The sequence below is a fragment of the uncultured Agrobacterium sp. genome, assembly GCA_913777615.1.
GTDB lineage: Bacteria > Pseudomonadota > Alphaproteobacteria > Rhizobiales > Rhizobiaceae > Agrobacterium.
The window spans coordinates 79,101-98,905 of the sequence record CAJYTK010000018.1 but is presented as its reverse complement, the minus strand read 5'-3'; the positions used below and the strand labels follow the sequence as shown (position 1 = coordinate 98,905).

Genomic DNA, 19,805 nt, shown 5'->3' with positions numbered 1-19,805 from the left:
TGTCTGTCTGTTTCTGAAATATCGAAGAAACTGATAGACCTATCGCGGTTCCGCGGTCTTTGACTTCAATGCCTTCAATACTGCGTCGGCTTCGTAGATGGCGCAGACGATATGATAGAAAGTGCTTGCAGGCGCTGGCTCCTCGATGATTGGTGCATCGTCGGGCCATTTGTCGAACCACAGGCCGCGGATCTGTGTGTCGAGGAAGGGTTGAATTGCCACGACTGCCCGCAAGGCGGAGGTCAGATATCGATGCCGCTCCTCTCCTTCCGTCGCACTCGCCAGTCGAATTGCCGCCTTGAGCCATTCCGTTTGCGGCCAGAAGCGGGCGAGCCGGTCATGCGGCGAGAAATCGTCGAGCAAGCTCATGACGGCGACTTTTCGCCGTGGGCAAATACCGTGACTTTCGGCGATCTCGAACAAGCGCTTGGCCGCTTTCACCGCATCGAAACTGTTGCGCAGAAGCCCCCAACGGGTGAGAAGCCACGCCCATTCGAATTGGTGGCCGGGCTCCATGATACGGCCGTCCTCACCAGAAGCCGGCATCCAGTCCTTATCGAAAAACTCTCGCAAGCCACCATTGCCCTGATCGATGAAGCGGCTCATGGCCAGATCGGCAATCTCATCGGCAACGGCTGTCCACGGGCCGGATGGGTCGACTTTTTCCCAAGCCAGCATCGCCTCGAAAAGGTGCATATGCGGGTTGGAGCATAGAGGATAACGGGGGGGATTATCTTCCTCGAACCCCTGAACCGGATGGGCGTACTGCGCTTTCAATATTGACAGGATCAAAAGCGCTCGCTCGCGCATCTCGCCCTTTCTTTCGGGCAGCACTTTCGCGGTCTGGGCCGCTGCGAAAAGGGCAAAGGCCTGATTGTACAGATCGAACGACGGATCGATGAGTTTCCCGGATGCGTTCGCCAGGTTGCCGTATAGCCCGCTTTCCAAACGGTAGACCCTGTCAAACCACGAGAGGCCATGATCTAGGGCGGGTTTCCAGTCGCCGCCCCAGTCGTTTTCGCCCGCCGCCGCATAACAATAGGCCTGGCGCGGTTGAACGCGGGCGCGGCGATCATCTCCAAGGATAGGCCTGCCGTCCTGACCGACCCGTTCATGAAATCCACCATCCGGCTTTGCCGCTCCGGCCTCCCACCACAGAGGCAGGGCAGCCTCCTCCAGCCATCTGCGCAGTGCGGTAATTTCCTCTGTCAGTCGTGCTGTCGTGCTTAACGGTTGGTCAGTCATCCTGCTACGCTATTTGATCATTCATTTCATCATGCCGCACGATAGGCCATCATGGCGACGTTCAACAATTCCAAATCCTTCTGCACCTGCAAAGTTCCCGCAGGCTGTCTTAAAGCGTAGACTACAACCGCAGGCATCAGTCTCAACCCCCCATATTTAGGATTGCTAAATCGTAGGGCTCACGTATTTCGAAACGATGAACTGGTCACACGTGATTCGTTATGCTCGAACCTCGTTAAGGGGATATGGTGCAGGGGCGGAAAAGGCCGCTGCCATTGCATCATTGTGTGGTATGGCGCTTGCGCTTTCGGGCTGCAATACTCCAGCGGGCGTGCAGCAATCAGGCGCACCGAAAATGGCATCCCCGGAAGAGGCGTTGATCTTTCCACCACCTGGTGGTCCAGAGATCCTTACGGTTATCAATCGCAATTATTCCAATGCGGTCCAGCAGGATGTGATCCTGCGCTCGGACGCAACGACGCCTGGCCAGAATTACTTGAAAGTCCAGATTTTCGGGCCGCAAAAAGCCGAGGATACGGGAAAAGATGGGCTTTCGGAAAGCAGTCTGCGCGCTTCCTCGATCTCGCGCGAAATTCGGAGCGCATTCCCCGGTGTGGCCATGTCGATGTCCGCGGAATATCTCCAGAACAATTACGGCGCCTTTTCCTACGCCTCAGGCAAAGGTTATGGCGGTGACGCCTGCATATACGGTTGGCAGCAGATCCGCTCTGCGGAAAGCATGCGCCAGGGCTTCAAAAATCTGGGCCGCATCAACGTCACGTTGCGCCTCTGCCAATCTGGCGTCACCACCCGCGATCTTCTGGCTGTAATGTACAATTACACCATTACCGGCAATTATCTGTCCAGCAATTGGAACCCCTACGGTACGGCGCAGGGTCCTGACAGTGGACTAGGCCGCGCCGGCAATCCTGTCTACCCCGTGTCGGGTAGCGCTCCGATGTCGCCTGGAACGCAAACGCCCGCGGCGGCGCCAGTCCGCGCGGTGGCAAGACCTGCCCCTATTTCGGTGCCTGCGTCCAATTCGCGCCCAAGCCCGCCTCAGCCTCAGCCAGCACCTGCCGTGGTGATTCCCTCTCCCGCACGACCCATGGCAACCAGTGGCCGACCGGCGGATGTGGCTCCGCCAGCGCGACGTATTGAAACGAAACGGATTGCCATCCCGTCGCCCGGCTGTGTTGCTGGTCAGACGAGCGGGCAAACCTGCAATTAACTGTTTTGGGTGTAACTGCTCCACAATGGTTTTTCGACATGCCGTCGGATGGCCGGTGGCATGAGGCCAAAGGAGCGACCTGCTTCTTATCGACTTGATGTAAAGGTTTGCGGATGAGCAAGGCCATCACTTTCATCCTTTGGCTGTTCGTGTCGGCCTGTGTGCTGCTGATCATCACTCTGCCCGTCAGCCTGCAGACACACCTCATCGCAACCGCAATCTCGCTCGGTCTTCTCGCGACGATCAAAACCCTGAACGGCAAGGGAGCATGGCGGCTGATCGGCCTGGGCTTCGGAACCGCCATCGTTCTGCGCTATGTCTATTGGCGCACGACAAGTACCCTGCCGCCCGTCAATCAACTCGAAAACTTCATTCCCGGCTTTCTGCTCTATCTCGCCGAGATGTACAGCGTGATGATGCTGGCGCTCAGCCTCGTCATTGTCTCCATGCCTTTGCCCTCGCGCAAGACACGCCCCGGTTCTGCCGGTTATGTGCCGACGGTGGATGTCTTCGTTCCGACTTATAATGAGGACGCCGAACTTCTCGCCAATACGCTGGCTGCGGCAAAAAACATGGATTACCCGGCGGACAGGTTCACGGTCTGGCTGCTGGATGATGGTGGGACGCTACAGAAACGCAATGCGCCGAACATTCTGGAAGCGCAGGCGGCCGCCAGACGGCATGCGGAATTGCAGAGGCTCTGCGCCGATCTCGGCGTCAACTACCTGACGCGTGAGCGTAACGTCCACGCCAAGGCCGGCAATCTGAACAACGGTCTTGAGCATTCTACCGGCGAACTGGTGACAGTTTTCGATGCAGACCATGCCCCGGCTCGTGACTTTCTCCTCGAAACTGTCGGCTATTTCGAAGAAGATCCGAAGCTCTTCCTCGTGCAGACGCCGCATTTCTTTCTCAATCCAGATCCCATCGAGCGCAATCTGCGCACCTTTGAAACGATGCCGAGCGAGAACGAAATGTTCTACGGCATCATTCAGCGCGGACTGGACAAGTGGAACGGTGCCTTCTTCTGCGGTTCGGCGGCGGTTCTGCGCCGGACGGCATTGAAGGAAACCGAGGGATTCAGCGGGGTCAGCATCACTGAAGACTGCGAGACCGCGCTTGCACTTCATTCGCGCGGCTGGAATAGCCTTTATGTCGACAAGCCACTGATTGCAGGTTTGCAGCCAGCAACTTTCACCAGCTTCATCGGCCAAAGAAGCCGTTGGGCGCAGGGCATGATGCAGATCCTGATCTTCCGTCAACCGCTGTTTCGCCGAGGACTCTCCTTCACCCAACGGCTTTGCTACATGTCGTCCACGCTGTTCTGGCTGTTTCCGTTCCCGCGTACCATCTTCCTCTTCGCGCCTCTGTTCTATCTCTTTTTCGATCTGCAGATCTTCGTGGCCTCGGGTGGCGAATTCCTGGCCTACACGGCCGCGTATATGCTGGTGAACCTCATGATGCAGAACTTCCTCTATGGAAGTTTCCGCTGGCCCTGGATTTCCGAACTCTACGAATATGTGCAGACGGTGCATCTTCTGCCGGCCGTGGTCTCGGTCCTGTTCAATCCCAGCAAGCCGACCTTCAAGGTCACCGCCAAGGACGAATCTATCAGCGAAGCCAGACTGTCGGAAATCAGCCGTCCGTTCTTCGTCATCTTTTTCGTGCTGGTCATCGCCATGGTCTTTGCGATCTATCGCATCTACGCGGAGCCCTATAAGGCGGATGTGACGCTGGTCGTGGGCGGATGGAACCTGCTCAATATCATCTTTGCCGGCTGCGCACTCGGCGTCGTGTCCGAACGCGGCGAAAGGTCTGCTTCACGGCGCATCACCGTCAAGCGTCGCTGCGAGTTGCAATTCCAGGAAGACGGCCCGTGGTTGCCGGCGACCGTTCAGAACGTTTCGGTTCACGGCATGCTGATCAATGTTTTCGAAGACGATCTCGATCGTATCGAGAAAGGCAGCTCGGCTCGCATCAAGGTAGAACCCTACAGCCCAGGGTCTCCGTCCACGATGACGATTGATATTGTTAGAACCGTCAAGCAACAGGGTTTCATGTCCATCGGCTGCACTTTCGCGCCTAAGGAAAATATCGAACGCCGACTGATCGTAGATTTGATTTTCGCCAATTCAGAGCAATGGACGGAATTCCAGCGCGCTCGCAGACGAAATCCCGGTTTGATCCGAGGAACAGCCTCTTTTCTGGCGATTGCGCTCTTCCAGACGCAGCGAGGCCTCTTTTACTTCATGCGGTCTTTCCAATCCAAGGCAAAGCAGAAGGTTCCCGCGGGAGTGGCAAAATGATGAAAAAGCCGCTTGCTGTTCTGGCCTTTTACGCTGCCTTCGCGGCGACAGCTTTTGCTCAGTCCGCACCTTTCGATATGTCACCGGAGCGGCCAGCCGGTTCGCCGCCAGCAACGACGGGTCCAGTGCCACCGTTCGCACCGTCAGCGCCCACGACAGCGTTACCACCGACCCCTCAAGTTCCTGTCAGGCCGCCACCTGCGGCTTCGCCCGCGGGTGCGCCACCAACGCAGCAAATCGCTCCATCGTCTGTTCCATCCGTCACGCCCAGCGCCTCGACGCCGCCAATGGCGGCACCGCGGTCGGCGCAGGCAGCCCCTAAGCCCATCACCACATCCGTCGATCAGCGCCGCCGCTACATCCTGCCGTTCACCGAACTCAGCCTGTCTGGCGAAATGGACCAGCGGCAATGGACGATCTACATGACGCCACAACAGGCTGATGCGGCCAAGGCTTTGACCGTCGCCTATCAGAACGCCGTGGTGGTTGCGCCGGAAAGCTCAAGCCTCGAGATCGCGATCAACAATGTCCCGCTGGAGCAAAGAAGCATTGCCTCTCCCGACGCGGAGGGCAATCTTTCCATCACCATTCCGCCCGGTCTACTTCAGGGTGGCGCCAATGTGGTGACACTTGGCGTCAAGCAACGGCACCGAACTGACTGCACGATCGAATCCACATACGATCTGTGGACCGACATCAATCCGTCCGGTACCTTCATCACTCTCAATGCCGATGTGGCAAGCCGTTTCGAGACAATCGAGGACATACAGGCTATCGGGGCCGGTTCCGACGGGCTGACCACCATCGACATCGTCGCGCCCGGCATGTCCAACCCTGTGATGGCTGCGTCTCTGCTGAAACTCTCGCAGGCATTGGCGTTGCGCACGCAAATGCCCAATCAGGAGATCGTCTTTCACGCAAACGTTCCGCAGGCAAGAAAGGCGGGTTCGCTTCTCGTGCTGGCTGGCACTTCGCGTGAGATTGCAGCGGTTACAAACGCAGTCCCCGCAGAAGTCCTTGCAGGCCCCTATGCTGGCTTCGAAAGCAATCTGATCAATGGTGCGTCGGCTCTGATTGTCGGAGGCCCGACATCGCAAGCCACGCAAGCGGCGATCGCCAGCCTGGTTGCGTCGGTCGAACCTCCCGACCAGTCGTCTCGTTCCTTTTTGTCGACCAGGAACTGGCACACGCCAGATGCGCCTCTTGTCCTTGGCGACCGCCGTCTCTCGCTGTCGTCGCTTGGTGTGACGAGCACCGAATTTTCAGGAAGGCGCTTTCGCACCGATTTCACTATCGGCGTCCCCGCAAATTTTTACGCCGCAGCCTATGGCGAAGCCACTCTTCTTCTGGATGCCGCCTATGCCGCAGAGGTGCTTCCCGGAAGTCATATCGACGTCTACGTGAACGGAAACATCGCATCCACCGTGCCGATTTCCAACCGGGGCGGAGGCATCTTCCGGCACCTGCCTATCAACGTCACGTTGAGGCACTTCGTGCCTGGCGCAAATACAGTGACAATAGAAGCTGTTTTGCAAACTCAGGCGGACGAGACCTGCCTGCCCGGCACCACGGCGAGCGCGACACCGCGTTTCGCTCTCTTCGATACGTCTGAGTTTCACATGCCGAACTTCGCCAGGATCGGGCGCGCACCGGACCTTGCCGCTACCAGTGGGGTTGCGCAGCCATATCGTTCCGCAAAACAGCCCGTGGCTATATTTCTGGAGCGGATCGATCCCGATCTCTTGTCGTCTGCCGCCACCCTTATGGGGCGTCTGGCCGTTGCGGCGGGGCAGCCCGTCGACGTGGATATGGTAGGATCTATCGCAGGCGTCGGAGACAGGGATGCGATCTTCATCGGCACACTTCCGCAGATCCAGCCGGCGCTTGCCGCCCAGTTCAACATAGCGTCCGCCAGTCAGACCGCTTGGGGCGAAGGAAGGCAGTCGGCTCCAGCCGCCGAGCAGACAGACCAACTCTTCGAAGACTGGCGTCAGCGTGTGGATGGTGGGCTCTGGCAGGGCCAGATATCCTCCTTCGAGGAGTGGATGCGGCGCAATTTCGATATCAGCGCCGACACGTTGCGGTTTCTGCCTGGAGCGGAGGAGATCTACGCACCGCCCGCAAATGTTAGTTTCATGCTGGCGCAAGGCCTCAGCCCAGGAGGAGAAGGCGTCTGGACCCTTGCGACCGCACCGGCGACAGACACCCTGCGCTCCGGCATGAAGGCGATGACGGAAATGAAGCGATGGTCTGGCCTTTCCGGGCGGATCGCGACCTACGATGCGGGCGCCGACAAGGTCGAGTCGATTGTCGCAAAGCAGCAGACGTTCTTTACCACCGGCCCCTTTACATTTTCGAACTGGCGACTGATCGCGGCCAACTGGCTGTCCAGCAACACCTTATCCTATTCGCTGTTTTTCATCGGCTTTCTGTCGCTTCTGGGGTTTGTGACTTTCCTGCTTCTGCGGGGGCTGGGTCGCAAACCATGACGAGATTTGTCCTAAAATTCCTCCAAACGATAGTGCTGCTGGGGATCGCGATGGTTCCGTTAAGCGGCAGGGCCGCATCTATCGATGCAGCGGATTGGCAGAGCTATCGCGCAGCCTTTCTGGATGCCTCGGGACGGATTGTCGATACCGGCAATAACGGCATCAGCCATAGCGAGGGACAAGGCTATGGCATGTGGCTTGCGGTTCTTGCGGACGATCCCGCCACGTTCGAGTTGATCTGGTCTTTCACAAGGACGGAACTTCTCATTCGGGATGATGGCCTCGCCGCCTGGAAATGGGATCCGCAATCCAAGCCGCATGTCTCCGATATCAACAACGCAACGGACGGCGATATTCTCATTGCACAGGCGCTTGCCCTTGCCGCTCGGCAATGGGGACGCCAGGATTTTGCAGAGGCCGGTCGCGTTATTGCAAAGGCGCTGCTTGACAAGGCGGTTATCGAGCGGGGCGGAAGGACGTTGCTGCTTCCGGCGGTGTCGGGCTTCGCAGACCGCGACAGACAGGACGGGCCGGTCACCAACCCATCCTACTATATCTTCGAGGCGTTTCCGCTGCTGAACGAACTTGCGCCTTCGCCCGTCTGGGACAGGCTTTCGGCAGACGGTTTGAGCGCTCTTAACGGTTTTGCATTTGGCCCGCGCAAATTGCCTGCCGACTGGGTGTCAGTCCGGACCAAACCCCGCCCTGCCGATGGGTTCCCGAGCGAGTTCGGTTACAATTCCGTTCGTATTCCACTTTATCTCGTGAGAGGCGGTGTCGGCTCGCCCGATCTTTACATCCGTATGGCAGCAGGCATGTCGCTGGAGGGTGGAGATATCGCGACCTTCGACCTGAAATCAGGAGCGGCCAAGGATGTGCTTTCGGATGCGGGCTACCGGATCATGCCTGCTCTTCTGGCCTGCAAGGCCGCGAAAAAGCCCATTCCGGCAGAACTTCTAAACTACACGTCAACACTTTATTATCCATCTACGTTGCATCTCTTGGCTTTGTCTTTCGTAGCGCAAGCGAATCAGGAATGCCTATGAACAAGAAGCCACTTCTGCTTTCCGCTGCCGTGCTGTCTCTGTGCGCCGTCGCACTGTATCAGTCGCGCGACGAGCTTCTTGGTCAGGTGAAGAGCGTTCATTCAACCTCGGAACATAAAACAGGGGCTTTCGCCGCCGAACTCGGCAATGGAAATGCGCAAAAGAGTACCGCCCCGCTGACCTCGGGTCAGAGGCCGGCGGAATCCTCCACCACTCTCTCCGCGCCGCCGGCGTCATCTGTAGATGTCTCACAGGCGCCACACAATGCGCCATCGCCGCCGCGCACCAGCCCAGGCACTGTCCAGTCCGGACAGCCTGTCGCTAGCGAAACCGTACCGGTGGTGGATGAAAGTGCGCTTCGTTACTTTGCCGCGCGCGGCGATACGGCACGTCTGCAAGCGGAAATTGCCCGCTTGAAAGCCCTTTATCCAAACTGGACGCCGCCCACCGATCCTGCGGCAGCCGCTCCGACCGGCGACCCGCAGTTGGAGGCGATGTGGCAGCTTTACGCCAGTGGCCGCTACTCCGAAGCGCGAAAGGCGATTGCCGATCGTCAGGCTGCCGAAGCCGGATGGCAGCCGCCGGATAATCTCAAGCAGATGCTGGACCTTGCCGAGGCCCGCCAGCGCCTCGTCAACGCATCGGATCTCAAGCAATATAATGCGGTGATCGGGGTCGCTGCTGAAAATCCCGGTCTGTTGACCTGCAGCGAGGTCGATGTGCTCTGGCGCGTGGCGGAGGCTTTTGTCCGCGTCGAAAAGCCGGAGCGTGCGCGTGACGCCTATAATTACGTGCTCAGCAACTGCCAAAATCCGGCTGAACGTCTCGCGACGGTCCAAAAGGCCTCGGAACTGCTGCCGATTTCAATGACCCAAGATCTTCTGTCTCGTGAGAAGCCTGGGCCTGACGGCCAGCTCGAATTCGAGCCGTTAAAGGACGACCTCGCACGCCAGTTCGTTGCGAAGGCTGGTGAAGATCCCAAGGTGACTGTGCCGCCTGCCTATCTGTCCCGTCTGGAAAGGTTGGCGGAAACCAACAAGCTTGCAAGCGATGCGCTTCTGCTTGGGTGGTACAATGTCGAGCGTGAGAAGATGGACGATGCGGAAAAGTGGTTCCGCCGTGCAAGAGAGGTTGACGATTCCGCTTCGGCTTCGGAAGGACTCGCGCTGGCATTGGTGGCGCGCGGAGAGCCGCGAGAGGCTGAGGAGATCATGTTTAAATGGCGCGACTCTTCGGATGGCGCGCGTGCGACCTATCTGGCGGCGGCTGCGAACCTTCTGGCGCTCGATCCACCAGTCGTTCTGGCGCCGGATGTGTTGCAGCGTATCGCTGCAGAAACGGTGGCGCAGAAAGACGCGGCAGTCGCACAGGAATTTGGCTGGTACTCTCGCGCCTTCCAGCAGCCGCAACTGGCGCAGCAGTGGTTTTCAACGGCGTTACAATGGAAGCCGGATGATGAGCCTTCGGCTTATGGTCTTGCGCTGACGTATCAAGAGCTCAATGATATCGCAGAGGTTCGCCGTCTTCAGCAGCAATGGGGGTCCAAATCCCAGCGCATCCTCGATGTCGGCCGCCCTGTGGCCCAGACGGGCGTTATTGCGTCCAACCCGGCGGTAACGGCGCCCGCACCTGTCCAGGCATCCTCACGGGCAGTCGCCGAAGGGTCGCGCCTCGTATCACCACCCACCGGTCCGGTCGCCTACGAACCGGCAATGCCGCGTCAGGCACAGAACGTTCGGACTGGGCGCAGGCCGGGACGATGTTCAACCCATCCCAATCCGGAAACATTGTCCGCGCAAGGCGCGCTGCAACAGGGCTGGTGTTTGATGGAGGTGAACAGACCAGCCGAAGCGGCACAGGCTTTCTCCGTCGCCATCAAACGTGGGGAGCCCACAACCCGCAGCGATGCCGCCTATGGCCAGAGCCTTGCCTATCTTCGCATGGGGCTGACCGACAATGCAGCGGTGTCGGCCACGAAATCATCGATGGACCGGCAAAAGGCAACGGAGCTGCAGGTCGCGATCCTCACCGACCGTGCGCTCGCAGCCTATCGTAACAAACATTACGAGGAAGCGCTCATCCTTCTCGATCAGCGGGCGAGGTACGCCAGCGAGCGCATCGATCTGATGGTCATTCGTGGTTATGCCTATCTCAATATGAACCGGTATGGCGAGGCAGTCCAGGTTTTCGAGGCAACTGCAGCAACCGGAAATCCCGATGCCATTCGAGGTCTGGCTGCAGCGCGCGACGCGCGTCCGAGCCGCGGCCCACAAGGCGGATAAGCCAGCGTCCACCTATTCGACTATTTTCATGGAATTCATTGAAAGTTCATGTCGGGAACAGTATGTGGTTTTTAAAGTCAGCTGGAAGAGCGTTGCGATCTTTCATCGTGTGAAACACACTTCGGATTTTCTGTTTCGGCGTGAATCTCGTGACCGCAGGCTGGCTGGACAGGGTTATTTCGTACGAACGTTCGAACGCGTTTTTGACCGTCAATGCGTGAATGACCAGTACGAGCGATGGGGTCAGCCGATTTGCAAGCAACAACTTTTGATGAAAGACCGCAATGCTGACAAAAAAGGGAAAATACGGCCTGAAAGCGATGATCGATCTTGCCGGTCTCGACAAGGGCCAGACCGCCTTTGTCAGCGATATTGCCTCCCGTAACAATATACCGAAGAAATTCCTTGATGCGATTTTGCTTGAGCTTCGCAACGAAGGCATGTTGCGGTCCAAGAAGGGGCCGGGCGGCGGCTATGCGCTGTCGAAGCCAGCCTCTGAAATCTACATAGGCCAGGTTATTCGTGCGCTTGATGGACCGCTTGCCCCCATCCGTTGCGCCAGCCGTACGGCCTTCGAAGCTTGCGAAGACTGTTCCGACCCGGAGATCTGTCAGGTCCGGCGCTCGATGACGGATGTCAGGGACGCCATGGCTTCGGTTCTCGACACCATGACGCTCGAGCAGTTCGTACTGAACACCGGCGACAAATCGGTGAACAAGACGGCTTGAGGCAATACGATCTCGACAGCATCGGCCCGAAAATCGAAGCCAATTTTTCTAAAGCACAGTGTGCCGATTAAAGGCGACTGAGCGTCCCATGTGCGTTTAGGAGGATACCGGCGCTCTGAGCGTTAGCACCTAACCGACAGGAAAATATTGACCCGCGCGGTAGACGAGCGCTTGTCCTTCGCTATGGGTGATGGACAGCACCCGACCGATGACGATGGCGTGGGTGTGGCGCTCCACCACATCTTCGACGGCGCAATCGATCACCGCAAGCGCGCCGCGCAAACCAGACGCTCCGCTTTCAAGCTCGAACCAGTCCGCCCCCTCATAGCGTTCAGCACCCTTAAAACCACCCAAGCCCGCAAAGCGCGACGCAATCGCTTCCTGATCGCTGCACAGGATATTGACGCAGAAGTGGTTGAAGCGGGCGATGACCGGCCATGTGGAAGAAGATCGGTTGATGTTGACGATCATCGTCGGCGGTTCCGTCGACAGCGCCGTTGCTGAGGTGACGGTTGCGCCCGTACGATAGCTGCCATGACCTGCCGTGATGATACTGACGCCCGACGCAACCTGGCGCATGGCGGTTTTCAGGTCTGCCGCTTCGCGAGCGATATTCTCTCGCTCCTCATGTATGTAAGTCACTGTCGCTGTCATCGTCTCCACCTTTCAGCGTCCGTCCTTGAACAGCTTAAAGCTAGCAACGTCGCTGCGCGGGCCACAGCCAAAGGATTTCTTTGTTGATCGATTTTGTAGAATGATCTGTGTGCGACTGGCTCCTACCGTAGCGCTTGCATATCGAAGCGTGCTCGGAATCCCATCCACCTGAGGACCAAGGTCGCACGTCAACTCACCTTGATGTCTCTCTACTTGAATCGAAAATTCACGCGCCCCGACTCGACAAGAAGGCTTGTTTCGAATAACGTGATTAAACGTTTAAGCAAGAGTTAGCAGGGGCGACGAGTGATGGCTTCGCAAAAGCCTGCCGCAAATCTGACCGGGATTGCCGCCGCCCTCGGCGTTTCGAGCGCCACTGTGTCCAACGCGCTCTCCGGCAAGGGCAGGGTATCATCGGAGCTGACGGACCGGATACGTCGCATGGCGGCTGAACTCGGCTACGTGCCAAGCCCGGCTGCGCGGGCGCTACGTACCGGACGAAGCGGCGTTCTGGGCCTCGTTCTTCCCGATATTGGCAATCCTCTCTTTCCTCAGATCGCTCAAGCTATCGAAAAGGCTGCGGCAAATGCCGGTTATGGCGTTCTGATTGCGGACTCCCACGGTGAGGTCGCCAAGCAGACAGAAGCGATCAACCGGCTGATTGAGCGCGGTGTCGAAGCCATGGTCGTCATTCCACGCCGCGGCACCAGGATTGCAAATGTCGATTGCCCGGTAGCGGTGATCGATTCTCCCTCCACGCCTGGCAACACCGTTGCCGCCGATCACTGGGACGGCGGCGTGCAAATCGGCCGCCACCTTGCCGGGTTCGGCCACCGGGATGTCGTGATCATTGCCCGAAATCCGGATTCCAACGTGCAGAACGATCGCGTTGGAGGAATTCGCGCCGGTCTTTCCGCATCGGCCCGTAGCGAAACGCTCTGGATCGCACCGCTCGAACACCAAAGGGGTGAGGGCTGTCGGCTCGGTGTTGCCGATAAGGTGCAGGAAGGTTTTACCGCTTTTGCCGCTGCGTCGGATTTGCATGCGCTGCGTGTCCTGACCGAACTTCAGGACGAAGGGATTGCGGTGCCGGAGCAGGCAAGCGTCACCGGTTTCGATGATCTTATCTTTGCGCCGGTCGTCACGCCGTCGCTCACGACTGTACGCATGGATATGACGCGCATTGCCGATGCTGCGATCGCAGCGCTCGTTCGCGCCATCGACACCGAAGACCCTACGCTCCGGCCCGAGACGGGGGGCGTGATCGCCGATATTTCCAAAGTGGCCATGGAGCTCGTCATTCGCCGTTCCTCCTCCGCCGCCAATAACAAGAAGCAGACTGAAGACAGACCCCTCACAGCTGGAGAACACACATGAAGAAGATCATTTTGACATCGGGAACGGCCCTGATGCTGTCCCTCGGTGTCGCTCAGGCGCAGGATAAGACATTGACGATTTCCGTCTATGCCTTCGCGCAGGACGAGTTCAAGGAACTGGTTTACACGCCCTTCGAAAAGAAGTGCGGCTGCAAACTCGTCGTCGAAACCGGCAACAGCGTCGAGCGCTTGGCCAAGATGGAGGCCAACAAGGCAAATCCGGTCGTCGATCTCGCCATCGTCTCGATGGCGGATGCATTGTCCGCTGCACGCAAGGATTTGATCCAAAAGATCGACACGGCCAAGGTGCCGAACATCGACAAGCTCTACGACATTGCCAAAGATCCGAATGGCGATGGCATGAGCGTCGGCGTCAATCTTTATGCGACCTCCATCGTCTACCGGACGGACAAGATGAAGATCGATAGCTGGGCCGATCTTCTCAAGGATGGTGTGGTCGATCACATCGCTTTCCCGAATGTCACCACCAATCAGGGTCCGCCGGCACTCTATATGCTTGGTAAGGCCCTGGATAAGGATATGCCGGATCTCGGCGGACCGATCGAGGCCGTCGGCGCCAAGAAGGATGATATCGTTACTTTCTACGTAAAGTCGTCGCAGTTGGTGCAGCTGATGCAGCAGGAAGAAATCTGGGCAGCACCCATCGGTCGTTTCTCCTGGGCGCCTTTCACAAAGCTCGATCTGCCGCTCGCCTGGGCGACGCCCAAGGAAGGCCAGACAGGCGGCATGAACGTGCTCGTCGTGCCGAAGGGTACGAAGAACGAGGATCTGGCGCTGCAATTCATGGATTTCTGGCTCTCGACCGAAACGCAGAAGGCGCTGGCAGACAAGTTGGTGGATAGCCCGACCAACAAGGAGGTCAAGGTTTCCGAAGAGGTGGCGAACAATCTGACCTATGGTGAGGAAACGGTCAAAAGTCTCCAGCTCATCCCATCAGCCACGGCGCTCGACTACCGTGATAAGTGGGTTGCCGAGTGGAACGCGAAGGTGGGGCAATAATCTGCAGTTGGGCGTCAACCTCGGATCCGATCCGGATTTCCAGGATGGCGTCTTTTTGCTGATGGACCCTTGAGGACACACAGCCATGTTTCAAAATCGGACCGAGGCTTTTGTACTTGCCTTGCCCGCCGCAATCTTTGCGGCGGCAGTTTTTCTCGTGCCCGTTTTCATTCTGCTGTCGGAAGGCTTTCGCTCTGCGGACGGATGGACGTTGCAAGCCTATACGAGCTTCTTTTCCGATCCCTTGAACCAAGCGGTGTTTCTGCGCACTTTAAAGCTCGGAGCGCTGGTGACGGCCGTTTCGGCCGTTATCGGTTACGCTGCGGCCTTTGCCATCGTCAGCCTGCCGCCAGGATCCAAGGGACATATGATCAATCTGGTCATTCTGCCCTTGATGATTTCGCCGGTGGCACGCACCTATGCCTGGATCGTCATTCTCGGTCGCACCGGTATCGTCAACGAGGCGCTGAAATTCCTCGGTCTGACCGACAGTCCCATCCGTATCCTCTTTAGCGAAACGGCGGTGTTCATCGGACTTTTGCAACTCTTCCTGCCCTTGATGATCATTTCGCTGATCAGCGCGCTGGAAAACATGCCGCGCGATGTAGTGGCCGCCTCGCGGGTTCTGGGTGCAAACTGGTTTCAGGTGTTCTGGAAGGTTATCATTCCGCTGACCAAAGAGGGCCTCGTCGTTGGCGGCACGCTGGTCTTCACCGGCTCGCTCACTGCCTACATCACACCCGCCATCCTCGGCGGATCCAAGGTCCTGATGCTGGAAACGTTGCTCTATCAGCAGGTGACGGTGTCCAACAATTTCGTCGCTGCAAGCGTCATTGCCTTCATTCTGATCGTCATGAGTTTTGCGGCCAATATCCTGCTCAAGCGCATTGCAACGGCAAGGAACAGGAAATGACCCGCCATCTCTTCATTCCCCTGACCCTTGTCCTGGTCATCGGCTTTCTGATCGGGCCTTTCCTGATCATCGTTGCCGCCTCGTTTTCGGCCGGCGATACGCTGGCCTTCCCGCCGCAGGGCTTCTCGCTGAAATGGATCGCCAAGGTCTTCACGGTGGAAAGCTTCCGCGACAGCTTCGCCATGTCGATGTTCCTCGCCATTGGCGGTACATTCGCAGCACTCCTGCTTGGCATCCCGGCGGCTTATGCCATGTCTCGCTACAAACTTCCCTTTTCGGAAACGATCCGCACCGTCGTCTCCGCTCCGATCATCGTTCCGGGAATCATCGTCGGTCTGGCATTGCTTCGCTATTTCGTTGTGCCTTTCGGCATCGGCATTACGCTTGCCCTTTTCCTCGCACACACCGCGCTGATCCTTCCCTATGCCGTGCGAGTGGTGTCCGCCAGCCTGACGAATTTGCGCTCGGATATCGAAGAGGCTGCGGTGCTGCTCGGCTCGTCGCGGCTTGGTGCTTTCTTCCGTGTCGTGCTGCCGAACATCCGGGGCGGCATTCTGTCGGCCTTCATTCTTGGTTTCGTCACCAGCTTCAATCAGGTGCCGGTCTCGCTCTTCCTGTCGGGGCCGGGCGTTCGCACGCTGCCGATCGACATGCTGGGCTATATGGAAATCGTCTTCGATCCGTCGGTTGCCGCTCTTTCCTCGCTCCTCGCTTTCCTGTCCATCGGCATCGTTTTCATGGCCGAACGTTTTCTGGGATTCTCCCGCTATGTCTGACGCACAATACCTCTCGCTGCAGAACCTTTCGCTGGCTTATGGCTCCACAATGGCCGTCGAAAAGCTCAATCTCGATATCCGCAAGGGCGAGCTTCTGGCTCTGCTCGGCCCCTCCGGCTGCGGCAAGACCACCACGATGCGTGCGATTGCCGGGCTGATGCCGGTTGCAGGCGGTCGTATCGATCTGGATGGCGCGGACATTACGCGCGTTTCCGCCAACAAGCGCGCCGTTGGTCTCGTCTTCCAATCCTATGCGCTCTTTCCGCATCTCAGCGTCTATGAGAACGTCGCCTTTGGTCTGCGGCTGAAGGGCATGAAAGGCAGTGATCTTGATACGAAGGTGGCATCGGGCCTTAAATCTGTCGGTCTCTCAAGCTTTGCCTCGCGCAAGCCGGCAGAACTTTCCGGCGGTCAGCAGCAGCGCGTGGCGCTTGCCCGTTCCATGGTCATGGACCCGAAAGTCCTGCTACTCGACGAGCCACTCTCCAACCTCGATGCGCGACTTCGTCTGGAAATGCGCACCGAGTTGCAGCGTGTGCAGAAGGCAACGGGCGTGACAATGATCTTCGTCACGCATGATCAGGTGGAGGCCCTGGCACTGGCTGATCGCATAGTTGTGATGAAGAACGGCGCGATTGAGCAGATCGGAACGCCGGAAGAAATATATAATGCTCCTGTTTCGGCCTTCGTTGCCGATTTTGTCGGCTTTGAAAATATTTTCCGTCTGGAAGGCACGGCGCTAAAGACAGACGCTGGACGCATTACGCTTTCTGGCCAGGTTCCGAGTACGGCGGGACTGGCATGGAGGCCGCGCATGGTAACCCTCGGTTCAGGTCCTTTTGAGGGAACCGTGCGCGGCACGTCTTTTGCGGGCAGCAGCCGCGAATATCTGCTGGACAGCGCGCTCGGGACCATTAAGGCCGAGGTCGATGCAGCCCTGCCAGCTCATGAAATCGGCGCACGTCTGGCCTTCGATCTGCCCATTGAAAAGGCGGCCAGCCTGAAGGTGTTCAGCTAAGATGGGCCTCTGGATCGATACCGATATGGGCTTCGACGATATCGCTGCCATTCTGGTGGTGGCTGCATCGGACCTGCCGATCGACGGTGTGTCGCTGGTCTTCGGCAACGCGCCGCTCCATCAGGTGCGCAGGAACGCTGCCGGCGCGGCGTCCGCCTTTTCCTGGCGCTTTCCAATTCATGCCGGGCGTGAAAAGCCCGTGCTGGGTGAAATCGAAACTGCACAGCGCATTCTCGGCGAAACCGGTATTCCGACCGTCGGCACCACGCTTCCCTTAGTGGATGATCTGTTCGCGTCCGATGGCTTCGAAGCTCTTTGCCAGTGGCTGGCCGATGGGGAAGGGGAGAAGCGCATCCTGGCGCTTGGCCCTCTCACCAACATCGCAGCGGCCTGTCTTGCCAAGCCAGAGCTTGCTGCCCGCATCACCGAACTGACCTGGATGGGCGGTGGCGTTACGCTTGGCAATCATACCGCGTCTGCCGAATTCAACGCCTTTGCCGATCCGGAAGCCGCAGCGATTGTTATCTCACACGAACTTCCGTTGCGCATGGTCGATCTCGATTTCTGCCGCAAGGTAACGGCCTCCCTTTCGGATGTAACCCCTATCCGTGAAGCGGGCGGCAAAAACGCAAAGCTGTTGGCCGACATGCTGGAAGGCTTCATCAATATCGCCATCAGCCGGGGACGCGACGCCATGGCGCTTTACGATCCTTGCGCTGCCGTTGCCATCGTCGCTCCACAGAGAGTTACCTGGAAACAGGCCCGTATCGATATTGAATTGCACGGTGTTCTTACCCGAGGGCGAACGGTTGTGGAGGCGCGGCCTGCCCATGCCGAGCGCTTCAATGCCCATTATGCGCAAAGCGTCGATGCTGAATTTGCGCGAGAGGCCATTCTTGGCGCGCTTCTGCAAGAGGCAAGCCGATGAGCGAAACGTCGATCGTTGTCGATCGCGATGGCATGAATGACGCGGATCTGCGCATTCGTGCCGTCGCAGCAGCGCGGGGTGATGCGCCTTTCGATATCCTGATTTCCGGCGGCACTCTGGTGGATGTCGTGACCGGCGAATTGCGGCCAGCTGACATCGGCCTCGTCGGCCCGCTGATTGCGAGTGTCCATTCTTCCGGCTCTCGGCAGGATGCGGCGCACGTGCTGGACGCCAGCGGCGGTTACATCGCGCCGGGATTGATCGATACGCATATGCATATCGAAAGTTCAATGGTCACACCGGCGGCTTATGCTGCGGCGGTGGTGGCCAAGGGTGTCACGACAATCGTCTGGGACCCGCATGAATTTGCCAATGTGCATGGCCTGGATGGCATGTGTTGGGCGTCAACGGCCAGCCGCAGCTTGCCGCTGCGCACAATCCTGCTTGCGCCCTCATGCGTGCCGTCGGCGCCCGGATTGGAGCAGGCGGGTGCCGACTTCGATGCGACTGCGCTCGCCGAAATTCTCTTCTGGGCGGAAGTCGGTGGTGTTGCTGAAGTCATGAATATGCGTGGCGTCATTGATCGCGATCCGCGCATGAGCGCTATTCTGCAGGAAGGACTGCATGCCGACAAGCTGATCTGCGGACATGCGCGTGGCTTGGCGGGTGCCGATCTCAACGCCTTCATGGCCGCCGGCGTCAGCTCGGATCACGAACTGACCTCGGCAGAGGACTTGATGGCGAAGCTGCGTGCCGGTCTGACGATCGAGCTGCGCGGCTCGCACGATCATCTGCTGCCGGAATTTGTCGAAGCCCTGAATAAGCTCGGTCATCTGCCGCCTACGCTAACACTCTGCACCGATGACGTCTTCCCGGACGATCTATTAAAGGGTGGCGGGTTGGACGATGTGGTAAGGCGGCTGGTGCGCTACGGTCTTCGTCCGCAATGGGCTTTGCAGGCCGCGACACTCAATGCCGCCGCGCGCCTTCAGCGCAACGATCTCGGTCTTGTAGCTGCGGGCCGCCGGGCCGACATCGTGGTTTTCGACGATCTGACGCAATTTGCCGCCCGCCATGTCCTGGTCAGCGGCACGCCGGTTGTCGAACAGGGGCGGATGATCATTGATGTCCCCACGGTTGATGCGGCGCCCTTGAAACATTCCATGAAGCTGTCGCTGCGCTCGCCTCAGGATTTCCGGGTGAAGAGCGAGGGAAAGCGCGTGCGTCTTGCCACCATCGATAAACCCCGCTTCACCCAATCGGGAGAGATCGAAGCCGATGTGATCGATGGCTTCGTTGTGCCGCCAGAGGCAACAACGATGATTTCCGTCACGCACCGGCATGGTAAGGCTGAGCCTGTGACGCGTATAGGTTTTCTGACAGGATGGGGAACTTGGAATGGCGCGTTCGCGACCACCGTCTCGCATGACAGTCATAACCTGACGGTCTTCGGCGATAACGAGACGGATATGGCACTCGCTGCCAACGCGATTATCACGGCGGGCGGCGGTATGGCTGTGGCCTCCGGCGGAAAGGTGACGGCTCTGCTGCCTCTACCTCTCTCCGGTCTTGTGTCCGATGCGCCACTGACCGAGGTCGCCGCAGGTTTCGAAGCGGTGCGAGAGGCTGTCGGCAAGGTGGTCGAGTGGCAGCCGCCTTATCTCGTCTTCAAGGCCTGCTTTGGCGCGACGCTCGCGTGCAATATCGGCCCGCACCAGACCGATATGGGCATTGCCGATGTGCTGACGGGAAAGCTACTGGAAACGCCGATACTCGAGGTTCTGGCGTAAACG

The 19,805-nt window shown here is 58.4% G+C and carries 15 protein-coding genes; 13 read left to right on the top strand and 2 right to left on the bottom strand.

All coding sequences use genetic code 11. The features are described 5' to 3' along the window. Positions 1-39 precede the first annotated feature (39 nt). Complete coding sequence (locus QZ862_RS17045; protein WP_296101106.1) at positions 40-1,245, bottom strand: AGE family epimerase/isomerase; 1,206 nt, start codon at positions 1,243-1,245, stop codon at positions 40-42. A 355-nt stretch (positions 1,246-1,600) separates the two neighbouring features. On the opposite strand from QZ862_RS17045, the gene bcsN reads away from it, so the two are divergent. The 6 genes from bcsN (at position 1,601) to QZ862_RS17015 (ending at position 11,327) form a co-directional block, all read left to right on the top strand. Further along, complete coding sequence (gene bcsN, locus QZ862_RS17040; protein ID WP_296101104.1) at positions 1,601-2,476, top strand: cellulose biosynthesis protein BcsN; 876 nt, start codon at positions 1,601-1,603, stop codon at positions 2,474-2,476. A gap of 113 nt (positions 2,477-2,589) precedes the next feature. Then, positions 2,590-4,782, top strand: coding sequence for a UDP-forming cellulose synthase catalytic subunit (gene bcsA, locus QZ862_RS17035; RefSeq protein ID WP_296101103.1), 2,193 nt, complete (start codon positions 2,590-2,592; stop codon positions 4,780-4,782). Further along, entirely contained in the window at positions 4,779-7,271 is a 2,493-nt protein-coding gene (locus QZ862_RS17030; protein WP_296101102.1) for a cellulose biosynthesis cyclic di-GMP-binding regulatory protein BcsB, read from the top strand. Before bcsA ends, QZ862_RS17030 begins: the two co-directional genes overlap by 4 nt. Before the next feature lie 50 nt (positions 7,272-7,321). Then, positions 7,322-8,317, top strand: coding sequence for a glycosyl hydrolase family 8 (locus QZ862_RS17025; protein WP_296101115.1), 996 nt, complete (start codon positions 7,322-7,324; stop codon positions 8,315-8,317). Next, positions 8,308-10,599 carry a cellulose synthase gene (locus QZ862_RS17020; RefSeq protein ID WP_296101101.1) on the top strand — a complete coding sequence of 764 codons (2,292 nt, stop codon included), beginning with the start codon at positions 8,308-8,310 and terminating at the stop codon, positions 10,597-10,599. The genes QZ862_RS17025 and QZ862_RS17020 overlap by 10 nt, the downstream gene beginning before the upstream one ends. Positions 10,600-10,883: 284 nt before the next feature. Further along, positions 10,884-11,327, top strand: coding sequence for an Rrf2 family transcriptional regulator (locus QZ862_RS17015; protein ID WP_296101100.1), 444 nt, complete (start codon positions 10,884-10,886; stop codon positions 11,325-11,327). Between the two features lie 129 nt (positions 11,328-11,456). Here the strand turns inward: QZ862_RS17015 and QZ862_RS17010 are convergent, their stop codons facing one another. Next, positions 11,457-11,981, bottom strand: a complete 525-nt coding sequence (locus QZ862_RS17010; protein ID WP_296101099.1) for a flavin reductase family protein — start codon at positions 11,979-11,981, stop codon at positions 11,457-11,459. Positions 11,982-12,290: 309 nt separating this feature from the next. Between QZ862_RS17010 and QZ862_RS17005 the strand changes: the two genes are divergently transcribed. From QZ862_RS17005 to QZ862_RS16975, 7 genes are all read left to right on the top strand, one after another. Beyond that, positions 12,291-13,358: a LacI family DNA-binding transcriptional regulator gene (locus QZ862_RS17005; protein WP_296101098.1), complete on the top strand. Its 1,068-nt coding sequence runs from the start codon at positions 12,291-12,293 to the stop codon at positions 13,356-13,358. Continuing rightward, positions 13,355-14,377, top strand: a complete 1,023-nt coding sequence (locus tag QZ862_RS17000; RefSeq protein ID WP_296101096.1) for an ABC transporter substrate-binding protein — start codon at positions 13,355-13,357, stop codon at positions 14,375-14,377. Before QZ862_RS17005 ends, QZ862_RS17000 begins: the two co-directional genes overlap by 4 nt. An 85-nt stretch (positions 14,378-14,462) precedes the next feature. Beyond that, positions 14,463-15,290, top strand: coding sequence for an ABC transporter permease (locus QZ862_RS16995; RefSeq protein ID WP_296021083.1), 828 nt, complete (start codon positions 14,463-14,465; stop codon positions 15,288-15,290). Further along, positions 15,287-16,066, top strand: a complete 780-nt coding sequence (locus QZ862_RS16990; protein ID WP_296021087.1) for an ABC transporter permease — start codon at positions 15,287-15,289, stop codon at positions 16,064-16,066. Before QZ862_RS16995 ends, QZ862_RS16990 begins: the two co-directional genes overlap by 4 nt. Then, a complete protein-coding gene (locus QZ862_RS16985; protein ID WP_296101095.1) occupies positions 16,059-17,084 on the top strand; it encodes an ABC transporter ATP-binding protein in 1,026 nt (341 codons plus the stop codon). The genes QZ862_RS16990 and QZ862_RS16985 overlap by 8 nt, the downstream gene beginning before the upstream one ends. A 1-nt stretch (position 17,085) precedes the next feature. Continuing rightward, a complete protein-coding gene (locus QZ862_RS16980) occupies positions 17,086-18,012 on the top strand; it encodes a nucleoside hydrolase (RefSeq protein WP_296101094.1) in 927 nt (308 codons plus the stop codon). Then, on the top strand, positions 18,009-19,802 hold the full coding sequence (locus QZ862_RS16975; RefSeq protein ID WP_296101093.1) for an adenine deaminase: 1,794 nt from the start codon (positions 18,009-18,011) through the stop codon (positions 19,800-19,802). Before QZ862_RS16980 ends, QZ862_RS16975 begins: the two co-directional genes overlap by 4 nt. The last annotated feature ends 3 nt before the right edge of the window (positions 19,803-19,805 follow it).